Source organism: Paenibacillus sp. Soil787 (genome assembly GCF_001429545.1).
GTDB lineage: Bacteria > Bacillota > Bacilli > Paenibacillales > NBRC-103111 > Paenibacillus_E.
Genome location: NZ_LMSP01000014.1, coordinates 1 through 16,478, shown reverse-complemented (window position 1 = coordinate 16,478; position 16,478 = coordinate 1). Strand labels below are relative to the sequence as shown.

18 protein-coding genes are annotated in these 16,478 nt (G+C 45.2%); 3 read left to right on the top strand and 15 right to left on the bottom strand.

What is annotated here, in order from left to right:
• Positions 1-95: 95 nt before the first annotated feature.
• The 8 genes from ASG93_RS35145 to ASG93_RS16540 form a co-directional block, all read right to left on the bottom strand.
• Complete coding sequence (locus tag ASG93_RS35145) at positions 96-263, bottom strand: hypothetical protein (protein ID WP_156410931.1); 168 nt, start codon at positions 261-263, stop codon at positions 96-98.
• Positions 264-330: 67 nt separating this feature from the next.
• Positions 331-1,191, bottom strand: a complete 861-nt coding sequence (locus tag ASG93_RS16570; RefSeq protein ID WP_056833672.1) for a CheR family methyltransferase — start codon at positions 1,189-1,191, stop codon at positions 331-333.
• A complete protein-coding gene (locus tag ASG93_RS16565; RefSeq protein ID WP_056833671.1) occupies positions 1,191-3,974 on the bottom strand; it encodes a CHASE3 domain-containing protein in 2,784 nt (927 codons plus the stop codon). Before ASG93_RS16565 ends, ASG93_RS16570 begins: the two co-directional genes overlap by 1 nt.
• 101 nt (positions 3,975-4,075) lie before the next feature.
• Positions 4,076-4,885, bottom strand: a complete 810-nt coding sequence (locus ASG93_RS16560) for a PPK2 family polyphosphate kinase (protein ID WP_056833670.1) — start codon at positions 4,883-4,885, stop codon at positions 4,076-4,078.
• A 12-nt stretch (positions 4,886-4,897) separates the two neighbouring features.
• Positions 4,898-5,665, bottom strand: a complete 768-nt coding sequence (locus ASG93_RS16555; protein ID WP_056833669.1) for a sigma-70 family RNA polymerase sigma factor — start codon at positions 5,663-5,665, stop codon at positions 4,898-4,900.
• Positions 5,662-6,120: an anti-sigma B factor RsbW gene (rsbW, locus tag ASG93_RS16550; protein WP_056833668.1), complete on the bottom strand. Its 459-nt coding sequence runs from the start codon at positions 6,118-6,120 to the stop codon at positions 5,662-5,664. The genes ASG93_RS16555 and rsbW (ASG93_RS16550) overlap by 4 nt, the downstream gene beginning before the upstream one ends.
• The gene (locus ASG93_RS16545; protein ID WP_056833729.1) at positions 6,117-6,479 is read right to left on the bottom strand and encodes an STAS domain-containing protein; all 363 of its coding nucleotides are present in this window, start codon (positions 6,477-6,479) and stop codon (positions 6,117-6,119) included. Before ASG93_RS16545 ends, rsbW (ASG93_RS16550) begins: the two co-directional genes overlap by 4 nt.
• 23 nt (positions 6,480-6,502) lie before the next feature.
• Positions 6,503-6,940, bottom strand: a complete 438-nt coding sequence (locus ASG93_RS16540) for a DUF948 domain-containing protein (RefSeq protein ID WP_056833667.1) — start codon at positions 6,938-6,940, stop codon at positions 6,503-6,505.
• 157 nt (positions 6,941-7,097) lie between these two features.
• On the opposite strand from ASG93_RS16540, the gene ASG93_RS16535 reads away from it, so the two are divergent.
• Positions 7,098-7,556, top strand: a complete 459-nt coding sequence (locus ASG93_RS16535; protein WP_056833666.1) for a Dps family protein — start codon at positions 7,098-7,100, stop codon at positions 7,554-7,556.
• A 137-nt stretch (positions 7,557-7,693) separates the two neighbouring features.
• Here the strand turns inward: ASG93_RS16535 and rsbW (ASG93_RS16530) are convergent, their stop codons facing one another.
• The 7 genes from rsbW (ASG93_RS16530) to ASG93_RS16500 form a co-directional block, all read right to left on the bottom strand.
• Positions 7,694-8,128 carry an anti-sigma B factor RsbW gene (rsbW, locus tag ASG93_RS16530; RefSeq protein WP_056833665.1) on the bottom strand — a complete coding sequence of 145 codons (435 nt, stop codon included), beginning with the start codon at positions 8,126-8,128 and terminating at the stop codon, positions 7,694-7,696.
• On the bottom strand, positions 8,125-8,457 hold the full coding sequence (locus tag ASG93_RS16525; protein WP_056833664.1) for an STAS domain-containing protein: 333 nt from the start codon (positions 8,455-8,457) through the stop codon (positions 8,125-8,127). Before ASG93_RS16525 ends, rsbW (ASG93_RS16530) begins: the two co-directional genes overlap by 4 nt.
• Positions 8,458-8,586: 129 nt before the next feature.
• A complete protein-coding gene (locus ASG93_RS16520; protein ID WP_056833663.1) occupies positions 8,587-9,285 on the bottom strand; it encodes a hypothetical protein in 699 nt (232 codons plus the stop codon).
• A gap of 30 nt (positions 9,286-9,315) precedes the next feature.
• On the bottom strand, positions 9,316-10,470 hold the full coding sequence (gene glgD, locus ASG93_RS16515) for a glucose-1-phosphate adenylyltransferase subunit GlgD (protein WP_162262859.1): 1,155 nt from the start codon (positions 10,468-10,470) through the stop codon (positions 9,316-9,318).
• Positions 10,471-10,571: 101 nt separating this feature from the next.
• Positions 10,572-11,756: a glucose-1-phosphate adenylyltransferase gene (locus ASG93_RS16510; RefSeq protein WP_056833728.1), complete on the bottom strand. Its 1,185-nt coding sequence runs from the start codon at positions 11,754-11,756 to the stop codon at positions 10,572-10,574.
• Between the two features lie 7 nt (positions 11,757-11,763).
• The gene (gene glgB / locus ASG93_RS16505; RefSeq protein ID WP_056833661.1) at positions 11,764-13,668 is read right to left on the bottom strand and encodes a 1,4-alpha-glucan branching protein GlgB; all 1,905 of its coding nucleotides are present in this window, start codon (positions 13,666-13,668) and stop codon (positions 11,764-11,766) included.
• A 175-nt stretch (positions 13,669-13,843) separates the two neighbouring features.
• On the bottom strand, positions 13,844-14,977 hold the full coding sequence (locus ASG93_RS16500) for a PP2C family protein-serine/threonine phosphatase (RefSeq protein ID WP_056833660.1): 1,134 nt from the start codon (positions 14,975-14,977) through the stop codon (positions 13,844-13,846).
• Between the two features lie 262 nt (positions 14,978-15,239).
• Here ASG93_RS16500 and ASG93_RS16495 point away from each other — a divergent pair, with 262 nt between their 5' ends.
• Positions 15,240-15,656 carry a YtxH domain-containing protein gene (locus tag ASG93_RS16495; protein ID WP_056833659.1) on the top strand — a complete coding sequence of 139 codons (417 nt, stop codon included), beginning with the start codon at positions 15,240-15,242 and terminating at the stop codon, positions 15,654-15,656.
• Positions 15,657-15,724: 68 nt separating this feature from the next.
• The gene (locus tag ASG93_RS16490; RefSeq protein WP_056833658.1) at positions 15,725-16,138 is read left to right on the top strand and encodes a hypothetical protein; all 414 of its coding nucleotides are present in this window, start codon (positions 15,725-15,727) and stop codon (positions 16,136-16,138) included.
• Positions 16,139-16,478: the final 340 nt, after the last annotated feature.

The window sequence follows — 16,478 nt, the reverse complement described above, 5'->3', positions numbered from 1 at the left end:
CGAATATTGGTTGTTCTTGCCATGTAATCTATTAACCATATCGCCCAGTAATGAAACATTTGTAGCTGGAAAATATGAACTCATCTATTTAATGATCATCTTTTATGTTCATATTCCAGCCTTTTATCAAGACGTTCGAACAGTGCCTTTAACTCCATATTCTCTTGCTCGGCTCGGTAATTAATCGCAAAATCAAGGATCACCTCCTGCTTATCTCGCGCCGCTTGACTCACCGCTGTATGTCTCCCAATATTAGCTCGCATAGAGCAGGCTCCGCCTCCTCCCCTATCCAAACAAAAAAACACTCTCCAAGGGAGAGTGTCCAGCAAATCATCTCTTACGATAAATACGTTCCTGCGGTACGAAGTCATCGTATTGCACCCCTTCGGGCACGAAAAGGATGGATTCTTTTTTTCCTAAGCCTAGATATCCACCTGGAATTAAACTGCCATGAAATAGGCTGTGGACTTGCTGCTGCAGCTTCGTATCGAAATAGATCATGACATTGCGGCACAGGATGACATGGAATTCATTAAAGGAGCCGTCCGTTACGAGATTGTGCTGCGCAAACATCAGATTTTCTTTCATCAGCGGCTGAAAATAAGCATATTGATGGTCTGTTGTATAGTACTCGGAGAAGGCTTTGGTCCCGCCAGATTCCAAGTAGTTCTTCGTATAGACTTGCATCTGCTTCAGTGGGAAAGCGCCCTTTTGCGCGCTCTCAATCGCTTTCTCATTCATATCCGTCGCATAAATCTTCGTTCTCTCAGCCAAGCCTTCTTCCTGCATCAGGATCGCCATCGCGTACACTTCTTCGCCAGTGGCGCAGCCTGCATGCCAAATCCGAATCTCAGGATACTTCCTAAGCTCGGGAACGACCTGATTACGAAAAGCGCTGAAAAAGCTTGGATCTCTGAACATTTCTGTCACACGGATGGACATGTCGTTCAGTAATTGTTCCACGAAGCCGGGTTTGTGCAGGACTTTTTCTAGCAGTGCTGTGATGGAGGGCAATTTCTCGGCTTTCATGCGATTGAGAATTCGCCTGCGTAAGGATGAACGCACATAATGACGGAAATCGAACCCGTACATCTGATATAAGCCTTCCAAGAGCAGATTAATCTCAATATTTTGCAGCTCATCATAGGGCAGTTCTTCTAATTCGGAGTAATAATCCAAGGGCTGGCGCATCAATGTTTCTTCACCTGCTTCGTCAACCATACCCGCATAAGCGAGAATAGTTGATCCATATTCAGCGGTTTGGTGATATAGTCGGAAGCGCCGGACTCCAGACATTTCTCTTTCTCACTCTTCATGGCTTTCGCCGTTAGTGCAATGATGGGCAAATCGTGCAGCTGCAGCTTGCCGCGAATCGCCTTCATCGCATCATAGCCCCCCATAATCGGCATCATAATGTCCATTAATACAAGGTCGTAGTCGGAATCTACGGATAAAAGCTCCAGGGCATGCTTGCCGTGCTCAGCAATTACCACAGCAACTCCCTTCGTCTCAAGTGCCGTGACAAGCGCGAAAACATTACGCGCATCATCGTCTACGAGAAGCACCCTTTTACCATGAAACAATTGCGAATCTGAGCTTATAGGCTCAGCCATTGGCTGCTCCGCTATCAAAATACTAAGTTCCGTCGAAACAGTTACCGTAGTATCTAGTTTCAATCCCTCGCTAGCTGCTGCAATTTCCCCCCGCGGATGATTGTTCTTCTGGACCTCAGGCTCCGATTCACGAGCATTCGGCACATAGAGGGTGAACGTGCTGCCCTTATGAAGCTCGCTTTTCACAACAATGGATCCACCAAGCAATCGAGTAAACTCGCGGCATATCGATAAACCAAGTCCTGTTCCGCCGTATTGGCGATTCGTTGTACCATCTACCTGTTGGAACGCATCGAAAATAACCTGCTGCTTATCGATCGGGATACCTATTCCGGTATCTGTAATCGAAATGGCCAGTACGGTTTCTTCCGGATCTCTATGAAGCAGCTCTTTGACTCGAGAAGGGTCAGCGAGCGCGATTTTCATCGTTACAGAGCCTTGCTCGGTAAATTTAAAAGCGTTAGATAACAGATTCTTCACGATTTGCTGCATGCGTTGGCCATCCGTCAAAATCACATTGGGCACATTCGGTTCCAAAATGACCTCGAAATCCAGCCCCTTCTTATCCGCTACAGGAGCAAACATGAGCTTCATTAATTGCGGAATTTCGGTTACGTTGACCTCGTCGGTCATAATTTCTATTTTACCCGCTTCTACTTTGGATAAATCAAGAATATCGTCAATCAGCGCGAGCAGATCATTGCCTGCGGCATAAACGACACGTGAATAGTCCACAACCTCGGACATTTGCATATCACCGTTATTTTCCGCAAGCATTTGCGACAAAATCATAATGCTATTCAGCGGTGTTCGCAGCTCATGGGACATATTCGCCAGAAAATCGGATTTGTACCGCGAACTCGTCTGAAGCTTACGCGAGAACTCTTCCAGCTCATCCTTCGCTTTCTTCAATTCTATCGCTTTCTGCTCTGCGAAATGGTTCTGTTCCTCCAGGAACTCATTCGTCATCCGCAGCTGTTCTTGCTGCATCTGGAGTTCTTCAGACTGTGTCTGCAGCTCTTCCGATTGTGCCTGCAGTTCTTCCGTCAACATCTGCGACTCCGAAAGCAGACGTTCTACTTCCATTCGGCTTCGCACACTCGTAATCGCCGTTCCGAATTTCTCTTGCAGCGAATCTACCAAAGTTAGATGCTTCGATTCGAAGGGGTGAAGGGAAGCTAACTCAATAACAGCCTCCGCTTTGCCTTCCACCATGATAGGTGCTACCAGTAAGCTTCGAGGTGTCGACACGCCTAGACCTGACGTCATTTTAATATGACTCTCCGGAAGATTATCCACCAAGAAAATCCGCTTATCTACGGCACATTGACCGACCAAGCCTTCCCCTAATTGAAAACTAGCAGATGAAGGATCCACCCCGGATGCCGCATATCCTGCTATTTTCACAAACCGAGTCTTGCCCCCACCGTTATTACGGAGGTATACAACACCGTAGACAGCATCCAGCATAGGAGCTAGCTTATTCACAACGGTTTCACTCAATTCTGTGATATCGCTAATCCCCTGATACAAGGTTGATACTTCGGTGATATTGGTCTGAATCCAGTTTTGCTTGTCTAAGCTTGCCAATAAATCATTCGTTGCTTCGGCCAGCACTCTTATCTCGTCATTGGTTTTCACTTCAATTCTTGCATCTAGATTTCCTTCAGCAGCTGCAATATCTCGAATTGTCTTAATGACACGATGGATCGTGCTAGTAATCGAATTCGACAGAAATATAGCCACCAGAACCGCAAAAATCGAAGTAATACCCAAAACGCTAAAAAGAACAACTCTAAGATTATAGTTGCTTTTGGCTAATAGGTCGACTCTTGCAGCCGTTAACTGCTGTTCAACCCTAAGAAAGGAATCAAACTGCGTACGCAGCTGATCCATCAATTTTCTTCCTGAATTTTGTTTAAAAAAATCATTAATGGCTGCTGTATTGTTTTCTTTTTTCCACTTAACAACGTTATCGCCAGCATTCTTGATCCAGTTCTGAATCGTTGGTTTGATCTGCTCCAAGCTTTTCTGTTGGGCAGGATTATCACTTATTAATAGATTAAGCTTATTATAATTATCGAGCCATGCTCGGCTGCCGGCCTCATAGGGATCCAGGTACTGTTCATCCCCTGTAATAACGTAGCCTTGCATTCCCGTTTCCATATCGATCATGTTTTTTTGTATAGCATTAAGGAGATCGCGCACTTCAATATCATGCGTGGATATGTAGTCTACTTCCTTCTGAAGAGAGGTTATTCGATCACTCACCACTAAGAGAGCAGCCCCTAAACATAGAATAATACAGACATATCCTAACGTGATTTTCGTCTTTATGTTGATAGGAATAGATTTAAACATGTTTGCCTCCTAGTACAGTTCGTAGCGAATGTTATGTTAACAACCTACTATTCTCACTATACCACATTAAGAGAGCAAGAGAGATAACTGTGAGCTTACTTCTATAATTGATCTAGCAACTGATCGAGCTCCGGATCGGATTCCGGATAAGCTAAATTCATGCTTTCCAACGCTTCTACAGCAATTTGCAAAACGGCCCAATCTCGATACCAGCGATGATTAGCAGGCACGACATACCACGGAGCAGAAGCCGAGCTGCACTGCTTAAACACATCTTCATAAGCCTTCTGGTATTCGTCCCAGGACTCTCGTTCCACGAGATCATTCTTGTCGAATTTCCAACGTTTCGTTGGATCCGTTAGCCGATTCCGCAGCTTGGCAAGTTGAAAATCCTTGGAGATATGCAGGAAAATCTTAACGATTTTCACTCCGTTGCTCTCCAGCAATTTCTCAAATCGGTTTATATGCTTGAATCGTTTCTTCGCTTCTGAATCGCTAATCCAGTCGTGTACGCGGGTTATCAGTACATCCTCATAATAAGACCGAATGAAAGCCCCGATCAATCCTTTCGCAGGCACTACCTTATGAGCTCGCCATAGGAAATCATGAGCGGCTTCCTCTTCGGTAGGCGCTTTGAAGCTGCTTACTTGAAAGCCCTGTGGATGCAATCCTCCGAGAGCACGCTTCACGACGCCGTCTTTGCCGCTGCAATCCATGCCCTGAATCACAAAAAGAACAGACTGCTTCTTCTCGGCGTACAGAATATTTTGCAAGGCTTCTAATCGTTCACTCAGACGCTCGATATTCGGCTCGGCTTCTTCCCGGTCGTGAAGGGCTCCAGTTTCATTAGGATCAATGCTTTCTAAGCGTACTTTTTTCCCGTATTCCAATTGAAAATGGTTACCCGGCATCGAGTTGCCTCCTTATGTGCTCTGGTTTAAGACTGTCTTCAGCTTATCAATCGCCCGCTTCTGAATCCGGGATACACTCATCTGAGAAATCCCTAATTGGTTAGCAATGAGCCGTTGCGATTGTCCTTCATGATAGATGAGACCAATAACCGTACGTTCCTCCTCTTTCAAACAAGTCATCGCCTCTTCCAGATCCATGCGCCTCTCAATGGTTTGATAGTCATCCGATGGACCAGCGATCATATCGCCAATCGTCGCACTATCCCCATCACTCGTGAGCGGAGTATCTAGTGATGTATAATTATAATAATCGCGGCCTGCCAGAATCTCAATCGTTTCTTCCGGACTCAGCTCTAAATAAGCAGCAATCTCATCGATACTTGGCGAACGTTCCAACTTCACGGTCAGTTCATCCAGGGCACGCTGGACCAGCGAACCTTTCTCCTTAATTCGTCTTGGAACCTGTATGTACCAGGACTTGTCACGCAAATAATTTTTCAGGTGACCAATTAAGCTTTTCATAGCATACGCTTCAAACGGAATCTCCATGGAACTGTCATACTGTACAAAAAGCCGCAGCATCGACATCTGTCCGACTTGAAATAAATCCTCATATAAATCAGGACGGCTCCGCGACATCTTGTTTACTGCCATAAGAACAATGGGTTCATAATGCAGCAGCAGCGCCGTAGCCGTCTCTTGACATGCGGTTTCCTTATAAATCTTCATTTTCGAATACATTTCATATAACGGTTTCGAGGATGATGCATTCGCATTCATACCATTTCCTCTTTTCTATTCAGCTGGCCTGCCAATTGCTTCGTCAGAATAACCTCGGTTCCCTTACCGCTATGTGTCAGTACTTGTACATCATCCATTAAAGCTTGCATCAAGAACAGACCAAGTCCCCCCACTGTCGCTTCACTAATGGATTTATGGTGCATGGTAGCTGCTTCCACATCTGTTTGGACGTAGTTAAAGCTGTTGCCTTCATCCTTCACAGAAATTCGCAAATAACCGTTGCTATGCTCAAATTGAACCTCCACGGTTCCTGATTGGTCATAAGAATAAGCATGCAGGATCGCATTATTACAAGCTTCTGCTACAGCAACTTTCATATCTTCAATATCTTCAAAAGTAAAGCCTGCTTTCGTGGCAACGCCATATAAGGTGAGTCGAACAATATCTAGATATTCCGCTTTTGCCGGTATCGTAAGACCAATGTATGGGCTCATATGATTTCTTCGTTCCTTTCTATTACACCTTGGTTTTGGCTTTGGTCTTCACGATCTACCAAATAGCGGGAGATGCCAGTGAGCTCGAATAATCGCTGGATTTTGGCAGGGATGTGATGAACACGGAAGGCTGCCCTCATCGCTGCTCTGACTTTAAGCACGGAGACAATCATGCCAATTCCGGTACTGTCAATATAACGCAGCTCTTTTAAATCCAACGTTAGAATCTCATTGCCTTTATGAACGACCGAGTCAAGCACGGCGGCCAGCTCGGATGCAGCCGATAAATCGAGCTCTCCACTTAAGTATATGATATTTTCTTTCCCATTCGATTGTTTGTAGACAATAAATTTACGCATAGCATTCACAAGATGACCCCTCTCTATTTCGTAACACCGGCTTGCGGTGATTTTTTAGCTTTCATTTTTTGCAACATTTCATACGAGATGGCAGCTCCTTGCAAGATCGTCTTCCATTTCGTGCTAAGGGGCTGAGTTTGTTTAACCGCTGAGACTAGGCTCGTGGCTGATTGTTTCACCGACGATGTCAACTCGTGAATCACTTGTCCTACATCCTGAGCCGAGCTGAACAGATGATTAAGCTTCGACAGTTTCCCACGCACATCTATGGCCATCTCATTGGTATTGAGAATAACATCTTGTACTTCCGAACTGATCTGTGTGACTTCATTCTTCATTTGGCCCATCGTTAATGTGATCTGATCTAATGAATTTTTCAGTGATTTCAAAGTTTGAATCAAATAGAAGACAAGGAACACAAACGTAACGGCTGCAATGATCGCACTCATTTGTACTAACATTTCAATCACCCCTATCTGCTTAATTACTTATTGCTTACCCCCGTTCTAGGCATCTGAAACAATGGTTGCAGAGATTTTCGATTTTTGATTCAAAAGGAATAGGGCAGGGTACTTATACGTATACACAACCATACTAATTAAGTGGAGGGATTTCACAATGGTTAAAACTGCAACGAAAGCAAGTCCGATTACGGAGATTCTTGACAAACAGGTTGCTAACTTTTCGGTTCTTTATATGAAGCTGCATAACTATCATTGGTATGTGAAAGGCGAGAATTTCTTTACCCTACATATTAAATTCGAAGAATTGTATACAGAGGCCGCCTTGCATCTAGACGTTATCGCTGAGAGAATGCTATCACTTCGTACGATTCCGACAGCAACCTTGCAGGAACATTTGGCAACAACGTCCATTAAGGAAGCTAAGAATGAGGAGACCGCTGAGCAAATGGTTAAGCAGCTGGTGAGTGATTTCACCCGCATTTGCTCGGAGCTGACAGAGGGAATTGAACTGGCTGAAGAGCAAAAGGATCAACCGACAGCCGACCTGCTCATCGAGATTCGTTCATCGCTGGAGAAGCACAGCTGGATGCTGGATGCGTACCTCGGTAAATAGTTTGAAAAGAAATTGTTCCTTTCCCCAAAAACCGGGAAACGATAATCCAGGAGAATACAGTCTCTTACAAGGAGACTCCGGATGTATCCACAATCTCACTTAGCTTAGTAAAAAACCACGGATTGCCGGTTTCCCCGTCAATTCGTGGTTTTGTTTTGGACATATTTAACGAGCGTGACTTCGGTTCCCCCGTCTGTGTTCACGATAACCTCATCCATCAGCGCTTGCATGAGATAAATGCCAAGGCCACCAGACTGCAGTTCGCTGGGCGAAGCCCCGGTCAAAGGGACCGTATGCTCTTGGCGTTCTTGGTAATTAAAGCCTGTGCCATCATCTTTCACTTTCACAGTCAATCTGTCGTCTCCGGGCTCATAGCTTATTTCGATTTGCCCGCTGCCACTTTGCGGTTCCCCGTGAAGTACAGCATTGTTGCAAGCCTCCGAAACCGCCACCTTCATATCCTCGATATCTTCATAAGAGAAACCTAACTTGGTAGCAACCCCATAGAGACTGAGTCTTACGATATCCAAGTATTCCGCTGCCGCGGGTATTTGTAAACGAATGATATTCATGCGCTTCCTTCGATCCCTTCGTTCAGGAAACCTGAGATTCCTGTAAGATCAAACAGCCGCTTGATGCCGGCCGGGATATTAATAACCGTGAACGGCGCATTCAATTCATCGCGAATTTTCAAAGCCGAGACCACAATGCCAATCCCCGTGCTATCAATATACCTCAACTGTCCGACATCGAGGATTAACGCCTTATCCGCCCGATGAATAACCGCTTCGAGCGCATGACGGAACGTTAAGGCCGCAGCCAAATCGAGCTCCCCACTGATACGAAGCTGTATAGATTTCTCCAATTCTTCTTGATCAACTTGGAACTTCTCTGCTGGCATTAGCCACACTCCCTTACGTTACTTTCTTTAAATAGTAACAAGCCTCTTCCTTTTACACAAGCTCTGCCTAAAATTCGGAAGATCTCCCGCAAACGCCTTCAAGCTGACCATAGAGGCCAGCTGAAGACATTACGTACTAGAAAGATCATAATAATCGATGGCTATCAATTCTTGTGTCTCCGGTGCAATAAAAAGCTTAATAAGTTTTTCATCCCGCTGAAAGATGATGCCATCCTCCGCTACGAAATCGGGTTCTCCCAGCAGCCGCTTCACATCGGTTATCGTCAACGAAATCCGTTGGTCATTGATTTGAACGTGCCCCACCTTGGCTGGAATTTGCACAAAAGTCACGATATCATCTTGGAAACCAATATTCATATCCGGATATTCATACGTAAAGGCCTCTTTTAAGTGGGGATCCTGGACAAACGATAGCGGGTACCCCTTCTTAGCAACGACTGCCTCCGTATTATCATAAAGTGAGATTCCCTTTAGACTATGGAGTATCGGAACCATAGCACTAGCTTCAGCTACCTGCAAACTAGCACTATTGGCGCTACCATCACTACTAGGCTCCGCTTGTACAGCAGCAAGAGTAGATGGCAGGACGGGTACGAAAGTGTCATCTGATCCTTTCGGAATCAGAGTGATGATCTCCGGTGAAAGAATGATCTCCGGTTCACCGATATGTTCTGAAGTAGTCCAACTGATGATAATCATCGCTAGAATAACAACTAGAAAGAACAATACTAGCTTATAGACACGGCTGCGGTAGCCCGTTATGTGTGTTAGCAGCTTAGCACCTTTATCACGTAATATTACGTTCATAACCGATCCTCCTACTCTCGCACGTTTGGATTAGATCACTTCACTTTTCTCAGCTACAAAAGGATGTGCGTACTGACCGCATAGCACGCCTCCTTGCTCAACAACGACCTGCTTGTCCAAGATAACCCTGTCCAAATATACGCTGGCCTCAATTGCACAGTCATGCATGATGACACTATTCTTAACACTGGCGCCTTTACTGACCGTCACACCTGGAAACAAGATGCTGTTCTCCACATAGCCTTCAATCCGGCAGCCATGAGCGACGAACGAATTACGGATCAGCGCGTCATGATTACAGGCCGTTTGTTGTTCTTCCTCTTTCCGCGTATAAACAAACTCTTGATTAATCATGAATTGCTTCCAGCCTTGCGGTTGCAGGAGGTCCATGCTGTGTACATAGTAACTGTCTACGGAGTCCATAATCGCCATATACCCATGATTGGCATAGCCTTGTACATGAATACCAGCCAGATGAGCCCAGATAACCTCTTTCAGATAGATCTCGCTCCCGCGCTTCAATCCTTTCTCAATGAGATCAATCAACAGTTTCCGCTCCATAACCATCGTATCCAAATCGATATTTTGCGGTGTTAAACATGGCAGAGCGTGATAGGTGGGAGAGGCGCTGAGAACGCGGCCTTGATCATTCATCTCCAAGTTGTAAGCGCGACCAATATGCGCATGACGGTCAGTCTCTGTTAAATGTTTAAAGAGAACCGTAATTTCCGCGCCGCTGCTGAGGTGGTAATCAACCATATTTTCGAAGTTAGAACGATAAATAACACTGCTAGGCGCAAGCAAAATATAGGTTTCGGTGCACGACCTTAAATAATCGAGATGACTGTATAGATGAAGGAGGTCGCCATGGTCAAAGGATCGCGTATCACTCGCAGGATCAATCCATAGGGAGAAAGGCGGCAGGATAGAAACCCCTCCTTCATCGGAAGCATCTAAACCCCAGTGATGCCCGTCACCCAGATGTTTAAGCAGCGAATCCGCCTTCGAATTGGCCAGAACCACGACCTTCTGAATGCCTGAATTGCTCATATTGGAAAGCGCGAAATCGACCAGTCGATACCGACCGGCAAAAGGCACAGCAGCGACACAACGATTGCGTGTAAGCGTTGATAAATCATCCTGTTCATTCATGAGATTGATCATGCCAAGGACATTTTTCATCATACACTCCTCCTCAGAGTTTTGCGGTAGCAAAACTAGCTTCGTAAGCATTTACTGAGTTTTGCTTTAGCAAAGCTTGCATCGTAAGCATTAACTACGTCTGATTAACCGAAATTCAGCCTCGTATCCGTTAACTTAGCTGGTATCACAGCTGGATAATGTCGTCCTACCACTATTTTCTCACCTATTGCAGTAATGTCTGCACCTCCTAGCTTACCAACAATAGCTCCATCTTTAATAATGGATCCTTCTCCAATAACAGCATTAAGAATAAGTGCGTTTCTCCCAATCTGAACACCCGGCATGATGACACTGTTCAGTACCCTACTATTTTCTCCAACCCTAACGCCATCAAATAGAACAGAATGACTTACATTGCCATGAATGGCTGCGCCGTCTCCTATAACAGCATTGTTAACTCTGGCACTTACTGCGACATAACTTTTCGGAAGATCACGCTCTTGGGTCAGCACAGGCCATGTATCGTGATCCAATTGCAGCTTTGGCGTATAACCAAGTAAATCCATATGGGATTCCCATAGACTTTCGACCGTACCGACATCTTTCCAATACCCTTCAAAAGGATAAGCAGATAAATGGGCCCCTCCAGCCAGCAGTCCTGGAATAAGATCATGACCAAAATCATGACTCGATGCCATATCTTCCGCATCTTGTTCCAGACTTGCCTTCAGCACACCCCAATTAAATATATAAACGCCCATGGAAGCCAGATTGCTAACAGGTTTGAGCGATTTCTCAGTAAATTCGGTAATCCTGTGATGCTCGTCCGTGTTCATAATGCCGAACCGGCTTGCCTCTTCCCATCTCACTGGAATTACCGAAAGCGTTGCATCGGCACCAGAAGCTTTATGATGCTCGAGCATAAATCTGTAATCCATATTATAAATATGATCGCCAGAAATAATTAACACGTAGCTTGGATCATGTTCACAAAGGTAGGATATATTTTGATAAATGGCATCCGCTGTCCCCGAATAAGCATTCGGTGCGCCAACCTGCCTTTCCAGAATGGAGATACCTCCGCTTTCACTCGCCATGTCCCAAGCTTCCCCATTGCCAATATGAGCATGTAAGATAGCAGGTTTATACTGCGTCAGCACACCAATTGTATCCATACCGGAATTACGGCAATTGCTCAAGGTAAAGTCAATGATTCTATATTTACCGCCGAAATGAACAGCCGGTTTAGCGATATTTTTAGTTAAAGGACCCAGTCTAGTACCTTGACCGCCAGCCAATAGCATGGCTACACATTCCTGCTTTTTCATAATCATCTCATCCTTCCGAAGGAATATATTTGAGTACGATTGCTGCAAGGGGAGGTATCGATACCGTTATACTGTGTTGACAATCCTGACATGTCCACTCTTCGGAGACTAGCGTATTATCGTTCGTCACGCCCGATCCACCGAATTCTTGCTTATCACTATTAAAGACCTCTCGATAACGACCGGGCCTCATCACCCCTAATCGATATCCCTCATGAGTCTCAGGTTTGAAATTACAAATGAGGACGAGCTGTTCATCGCCGTTTTCAGCGTTCCGAATGAAACTTACCAGTCCATCGCTTTTATCCTCAGCGTTAATCGGTTCGAACCCGTTCGGTTCATAATCCAACTCCCATAAGGCTCTCTCCGCTATGTAGAAGTGATTCATCGTTCTCACATAATGCTCAAATTGCTGATGTTCTTCGAATTTCAGTAAATCCCATTCCAGCGTAGTTTTCGAATTCCAATCATCGATCTGACCGAATTCATTCCCCATAAAAAGCAGCTTTTTGCCCGGATGTCCCATCATATAAGTGTAAAGCACTCGCAGATTAGCGAAACGCTGCCAGTTGTCGTCACCTGACATTTTACCGAGAAGGGATTTGTTGGAGTGAACCACTTCATCATGCGCATAGGGGAGAATATAATTCTCATCCCAAGCATTTAGGAGCGAATTCGTCAATTGATCTTCCTGACTGCTGCGTTCTTCCTGATTTTTCTTCATATACCCAAGCGTGTTCCACGTAAAGCCTAAGTTCCATTTGTAATTAAAGCCTAATCCGCCATTCTCGACGGATGCGGTTACACCTGGATAAGAGCTCGAATCTTCTGCCATCATCAAGGCGTTCGGATACCTAGAGAATACGACGGCATTCAGTTTCTGGAGAAAGGCAATTCCTTCAAGATTCTCATCGCCGCCTTGTTCATTCACAATACGATCCTCTTCTTCTCGATCAAAATTCAGCGTTAATATGCTATAAACCGCATCCACTCTTAGCCCATCAATATGATAGACATCCATCCAAAATAGGGCATTGGAGATTAAGAAACTAAGAACTTCCGGCTTCGCATAATCGAATACCTGCGTCCCCCAAGTAGGATGTTCACCTTTTCGGCTGTCTGCATATTCATAAAGCGGTGTCCCATCGAATCGGGACAAGCCGTGAGCATCTTTGCAGAAATGTGCGGGCACCCAATCCATAATGACGCCAATCCCCTTTTGATGACAGCGGTCTACGAAGTACATGAAGTCCTTTGGTGATCCAAACCGACTCGTCACTGAGAAATAGCTGGTTACCTGATAGCCCCAAGACGCATCCAGAGGATGCTCCTCTAACGGCATCAGCTCAATATGGGTGTAGCCCCGTTCGTGCACATAATCGACCAACTCGTCAGCTAATTCCACATAACTGTAGAATCCACCGTCCTCTTTGCGTTTCCAACTACCCAAATGCACCTCGTAGATAAGAAGCGGCTTGTGAAGGAATTGGTTTGACGTGTTGTTCTCAAGCCAATCCTCGTCCTGCCATTCATAACCTTCCAATGAAGTTACAATGGAGGCCGTTCCAGGTCGAAGCTCGGAATGAAAGGCATATGGATCTGATTTGAGATAGCATTCATCGTCCAATGTGACGATTTCATATTTATATAGCGTGCTTTCACCAAGTTCCGGAATGAACAGCGTCCATACACCATCTGCTAGCGACATCTGATGATTACTGCCATTCCATCCATTGAAGCTTCCTGAAATGTTAACCTGCTTGGCATTTGGCGCCCAAACTGCGAAGTTAACCCCCTTCCGACCGTTGCGCTCTTCCACATGGGAACCCAGAAAATGATAACTTTGATACTGCGTACCCTCATGTAACAAATATAATGCGTCTGAACTGGCTTCCGATGCCAATGTCGTCATCCCAATTCCTCCCAACGTGTTGGACTAATACTCCTTATTACACGCCTTCAGGTCTATTGAAACAACAAACGCACAAGTTTTAATCCCCATTTGGGATAAAACTTGCGCGTTCGTTATAGATATAAACCGCTCTCGCCAATCTGCTGGCTGAGGCGATGTTTTTCACAGCTAACTCCTAAGTTGTAATCATAACCAAACACATATCGTCTTGCGGAGAACCCGTTTTGGCATAAGGATAAATACGCTCAACCAAGCCATCGGGATCGTGCGTCGTCGTCTCCTTCAAGCTTCCCGTGATTTTGGTGATGCCGTCCTCCTGCTCATCATCGAGCCACTCCGAGAGACCGTCTGTGAACAAGACAATTCGGGCTTCTTTCTCATAGGGAATAACACCTTTGGTAATCTCAATCCCCTCAAAAAAGCCAAGAGCACAACAGCCTTCCGTCAGCAATTTCACTTCACCATCTAGAAGCGCGATGCCTGCAGGATGCCCCGCATTCACATACTCAATCGTACGCCGTTCCGTATCCAGAACCATATAAATCGCCGTAAAATAGTAATTAATCAGGTTATCTGATTGATGCAGCTGGTTCATCCGCCCATTCAGCTCGCGCATGACGCCTTCCGGATCACAAATGTTCGTGATGGTATCCTTCAATGCGGAATAAATATACATGCAGACAAGCGAAGATGAAATGCCGTGACCCATCATATCCAGCAAAATAATCCCATGCCGATTCGGTCCAATCGGATACCAGGCATAGAAGTCACCGGCAAGCTCAGAAGAGGGCTTATAGACCGCGGAAATCTGGATATGCTCATCCTTAAAGGGGCTGCTCAGTACACTAAGCTGTACTTGTTTGGCCAAATCAAGCTCATACTTAATCCGCTTGTCCCGCTCTTTATGCCAATCCTTCTCATATTTCAAGCGGAGCGTAGAACGAATACGAGCAAGCAGCTCCACTTTATTAATCGGCTTCATCACATAATCGAGTGCCCCGGCATCCAGCGCTTCAGCCAGCTTATTGGAATCCCCCATAGCCGTCACGAAAATAATCGGAATATCCCGGAACCTTTCGTCTGCTTGAACCGTTCGACAAGCTTCCACTCCATCAATTTCCGGCATCATCATATCCATCAAAATCAAATCAACTGGCACTTCAACCGTGCTTGGTGAATCCATATCTAATAATTGATACAGCTCTCTGGCAGAAGACACCATGACCAAATCGGTGTAACCGGCTTTCAGCAGCATTTTTTCAATAATAAGTAAATTTGTCGCGTTATCGTCTACTATCACAATACTCATTACTCAAACCCCTTTCGGGTAAAAGTTACGGAAACCCTCATCGTAGTTTACCATAAGTTATTATCCAACATGTTGAATCGTTTATTTTATCTACTACCCATTCGAAAAAAAATCAATCACAGAAATACTTGGAATTTCTTGCTTATATAATGAAATGGAAATAAAAACGAGCTATTTGTGTTTCAAAAGAGACAAAGAAGGTTACATCCTAGTATGAAGCATGGCAACACCACAAACACCCAAACTAAAGGAGAGATGACTCATGAGTGAAGCAGTCGGAACAAACAAAGGCGGATTATTGCTAGGTCTACTAATCGGCGGCGCTGTCGGCGCGATAACCTCATTGTTATTAGCCCCCAAAGCCGGGTCGGAGCTGCGTGAAGACTTGTCGAATACGTATCGCACGTTCAATGATAAAACAAGCCAATTAGCTTCCGCTGTAGGTCAGAAAACACAGGATATTGCCTCAACCGTAAGTGACAAAACACAAGATATCGCGTCAGCTGTTAGTGAGAAGACGCAGGAAGTTGCCTCAGCAGTCAGTGAGAAAACAAAGGATATGGCGGGCTCCGTTAGCCATCAAGCAACAGAAGCCGCTGATAAGGTCACAGAAAGCAAACAGCTTGTAGCTGAGTCTTTACAGGCTGCCAAAACAAATTACCAGAACAATCAACATTAAGGGAACACATCACATAGATTCGTAAGTACGTCGCACGATTTGACGCATGCTTGAAAGGAGGAATTACAATGGATAAAAGCACACTTCATCAACAGTTAACAGACTTGGGGTTAGAACGTATCCAGTACACGGAGAAATCGGTCTATAAATTTGAGATTTATAACGATGCCACATCAGCCTCCTACCCGCTTACGTTAACCACATTTACCTCTGAGCACGGGAATACAACCGTACACTTCCATGAAGCCGACTTTCAAGAGAACGAATTCGTTCCTTTGCAAGTTCGCCGGGCAGCGCTGGACAAACTAATTGAATTAGAGAGGCTCTGTAACGGCTCAGCAGGCAGATCCTTGGCAGAAGCTAACAACGGCTCCATGGCGCAGGATATGGATGAAATGAAGAAGCTGGGGAATGAAATGAAACATATGAAGACGAATAGCGAACTGCTGGAAAAGAATATGATTCCTGACCCGATTCAGTAACTCAAACGAAAGAGCGCAGATAGCGCACTTATTCAGGAGCACCGGAGCAAATAAGCGCGGATAACGCGCTTACAGCCAGAGCTGTGCGAGCCGAAGCCCGCTAACTGTGTCTGAGAAGTCGGAAATCGACCTCTCAGACACTTCATCCCGCGCGTCCAAGCTGATTAAGCGCATAATGATCTTAAGTCAATAGGTTGGACACAACGAATTGCTGTTTCTACCCAGTTATCCGAGCGTAATAGGCCGCTTCAAAACGCATGGGTGATAGATAGGGTTCCCAGGTATCTTGATGTATTAAATAATCCGGATGCTACACCGATTAGTTCTTTTGGAGAGCTTT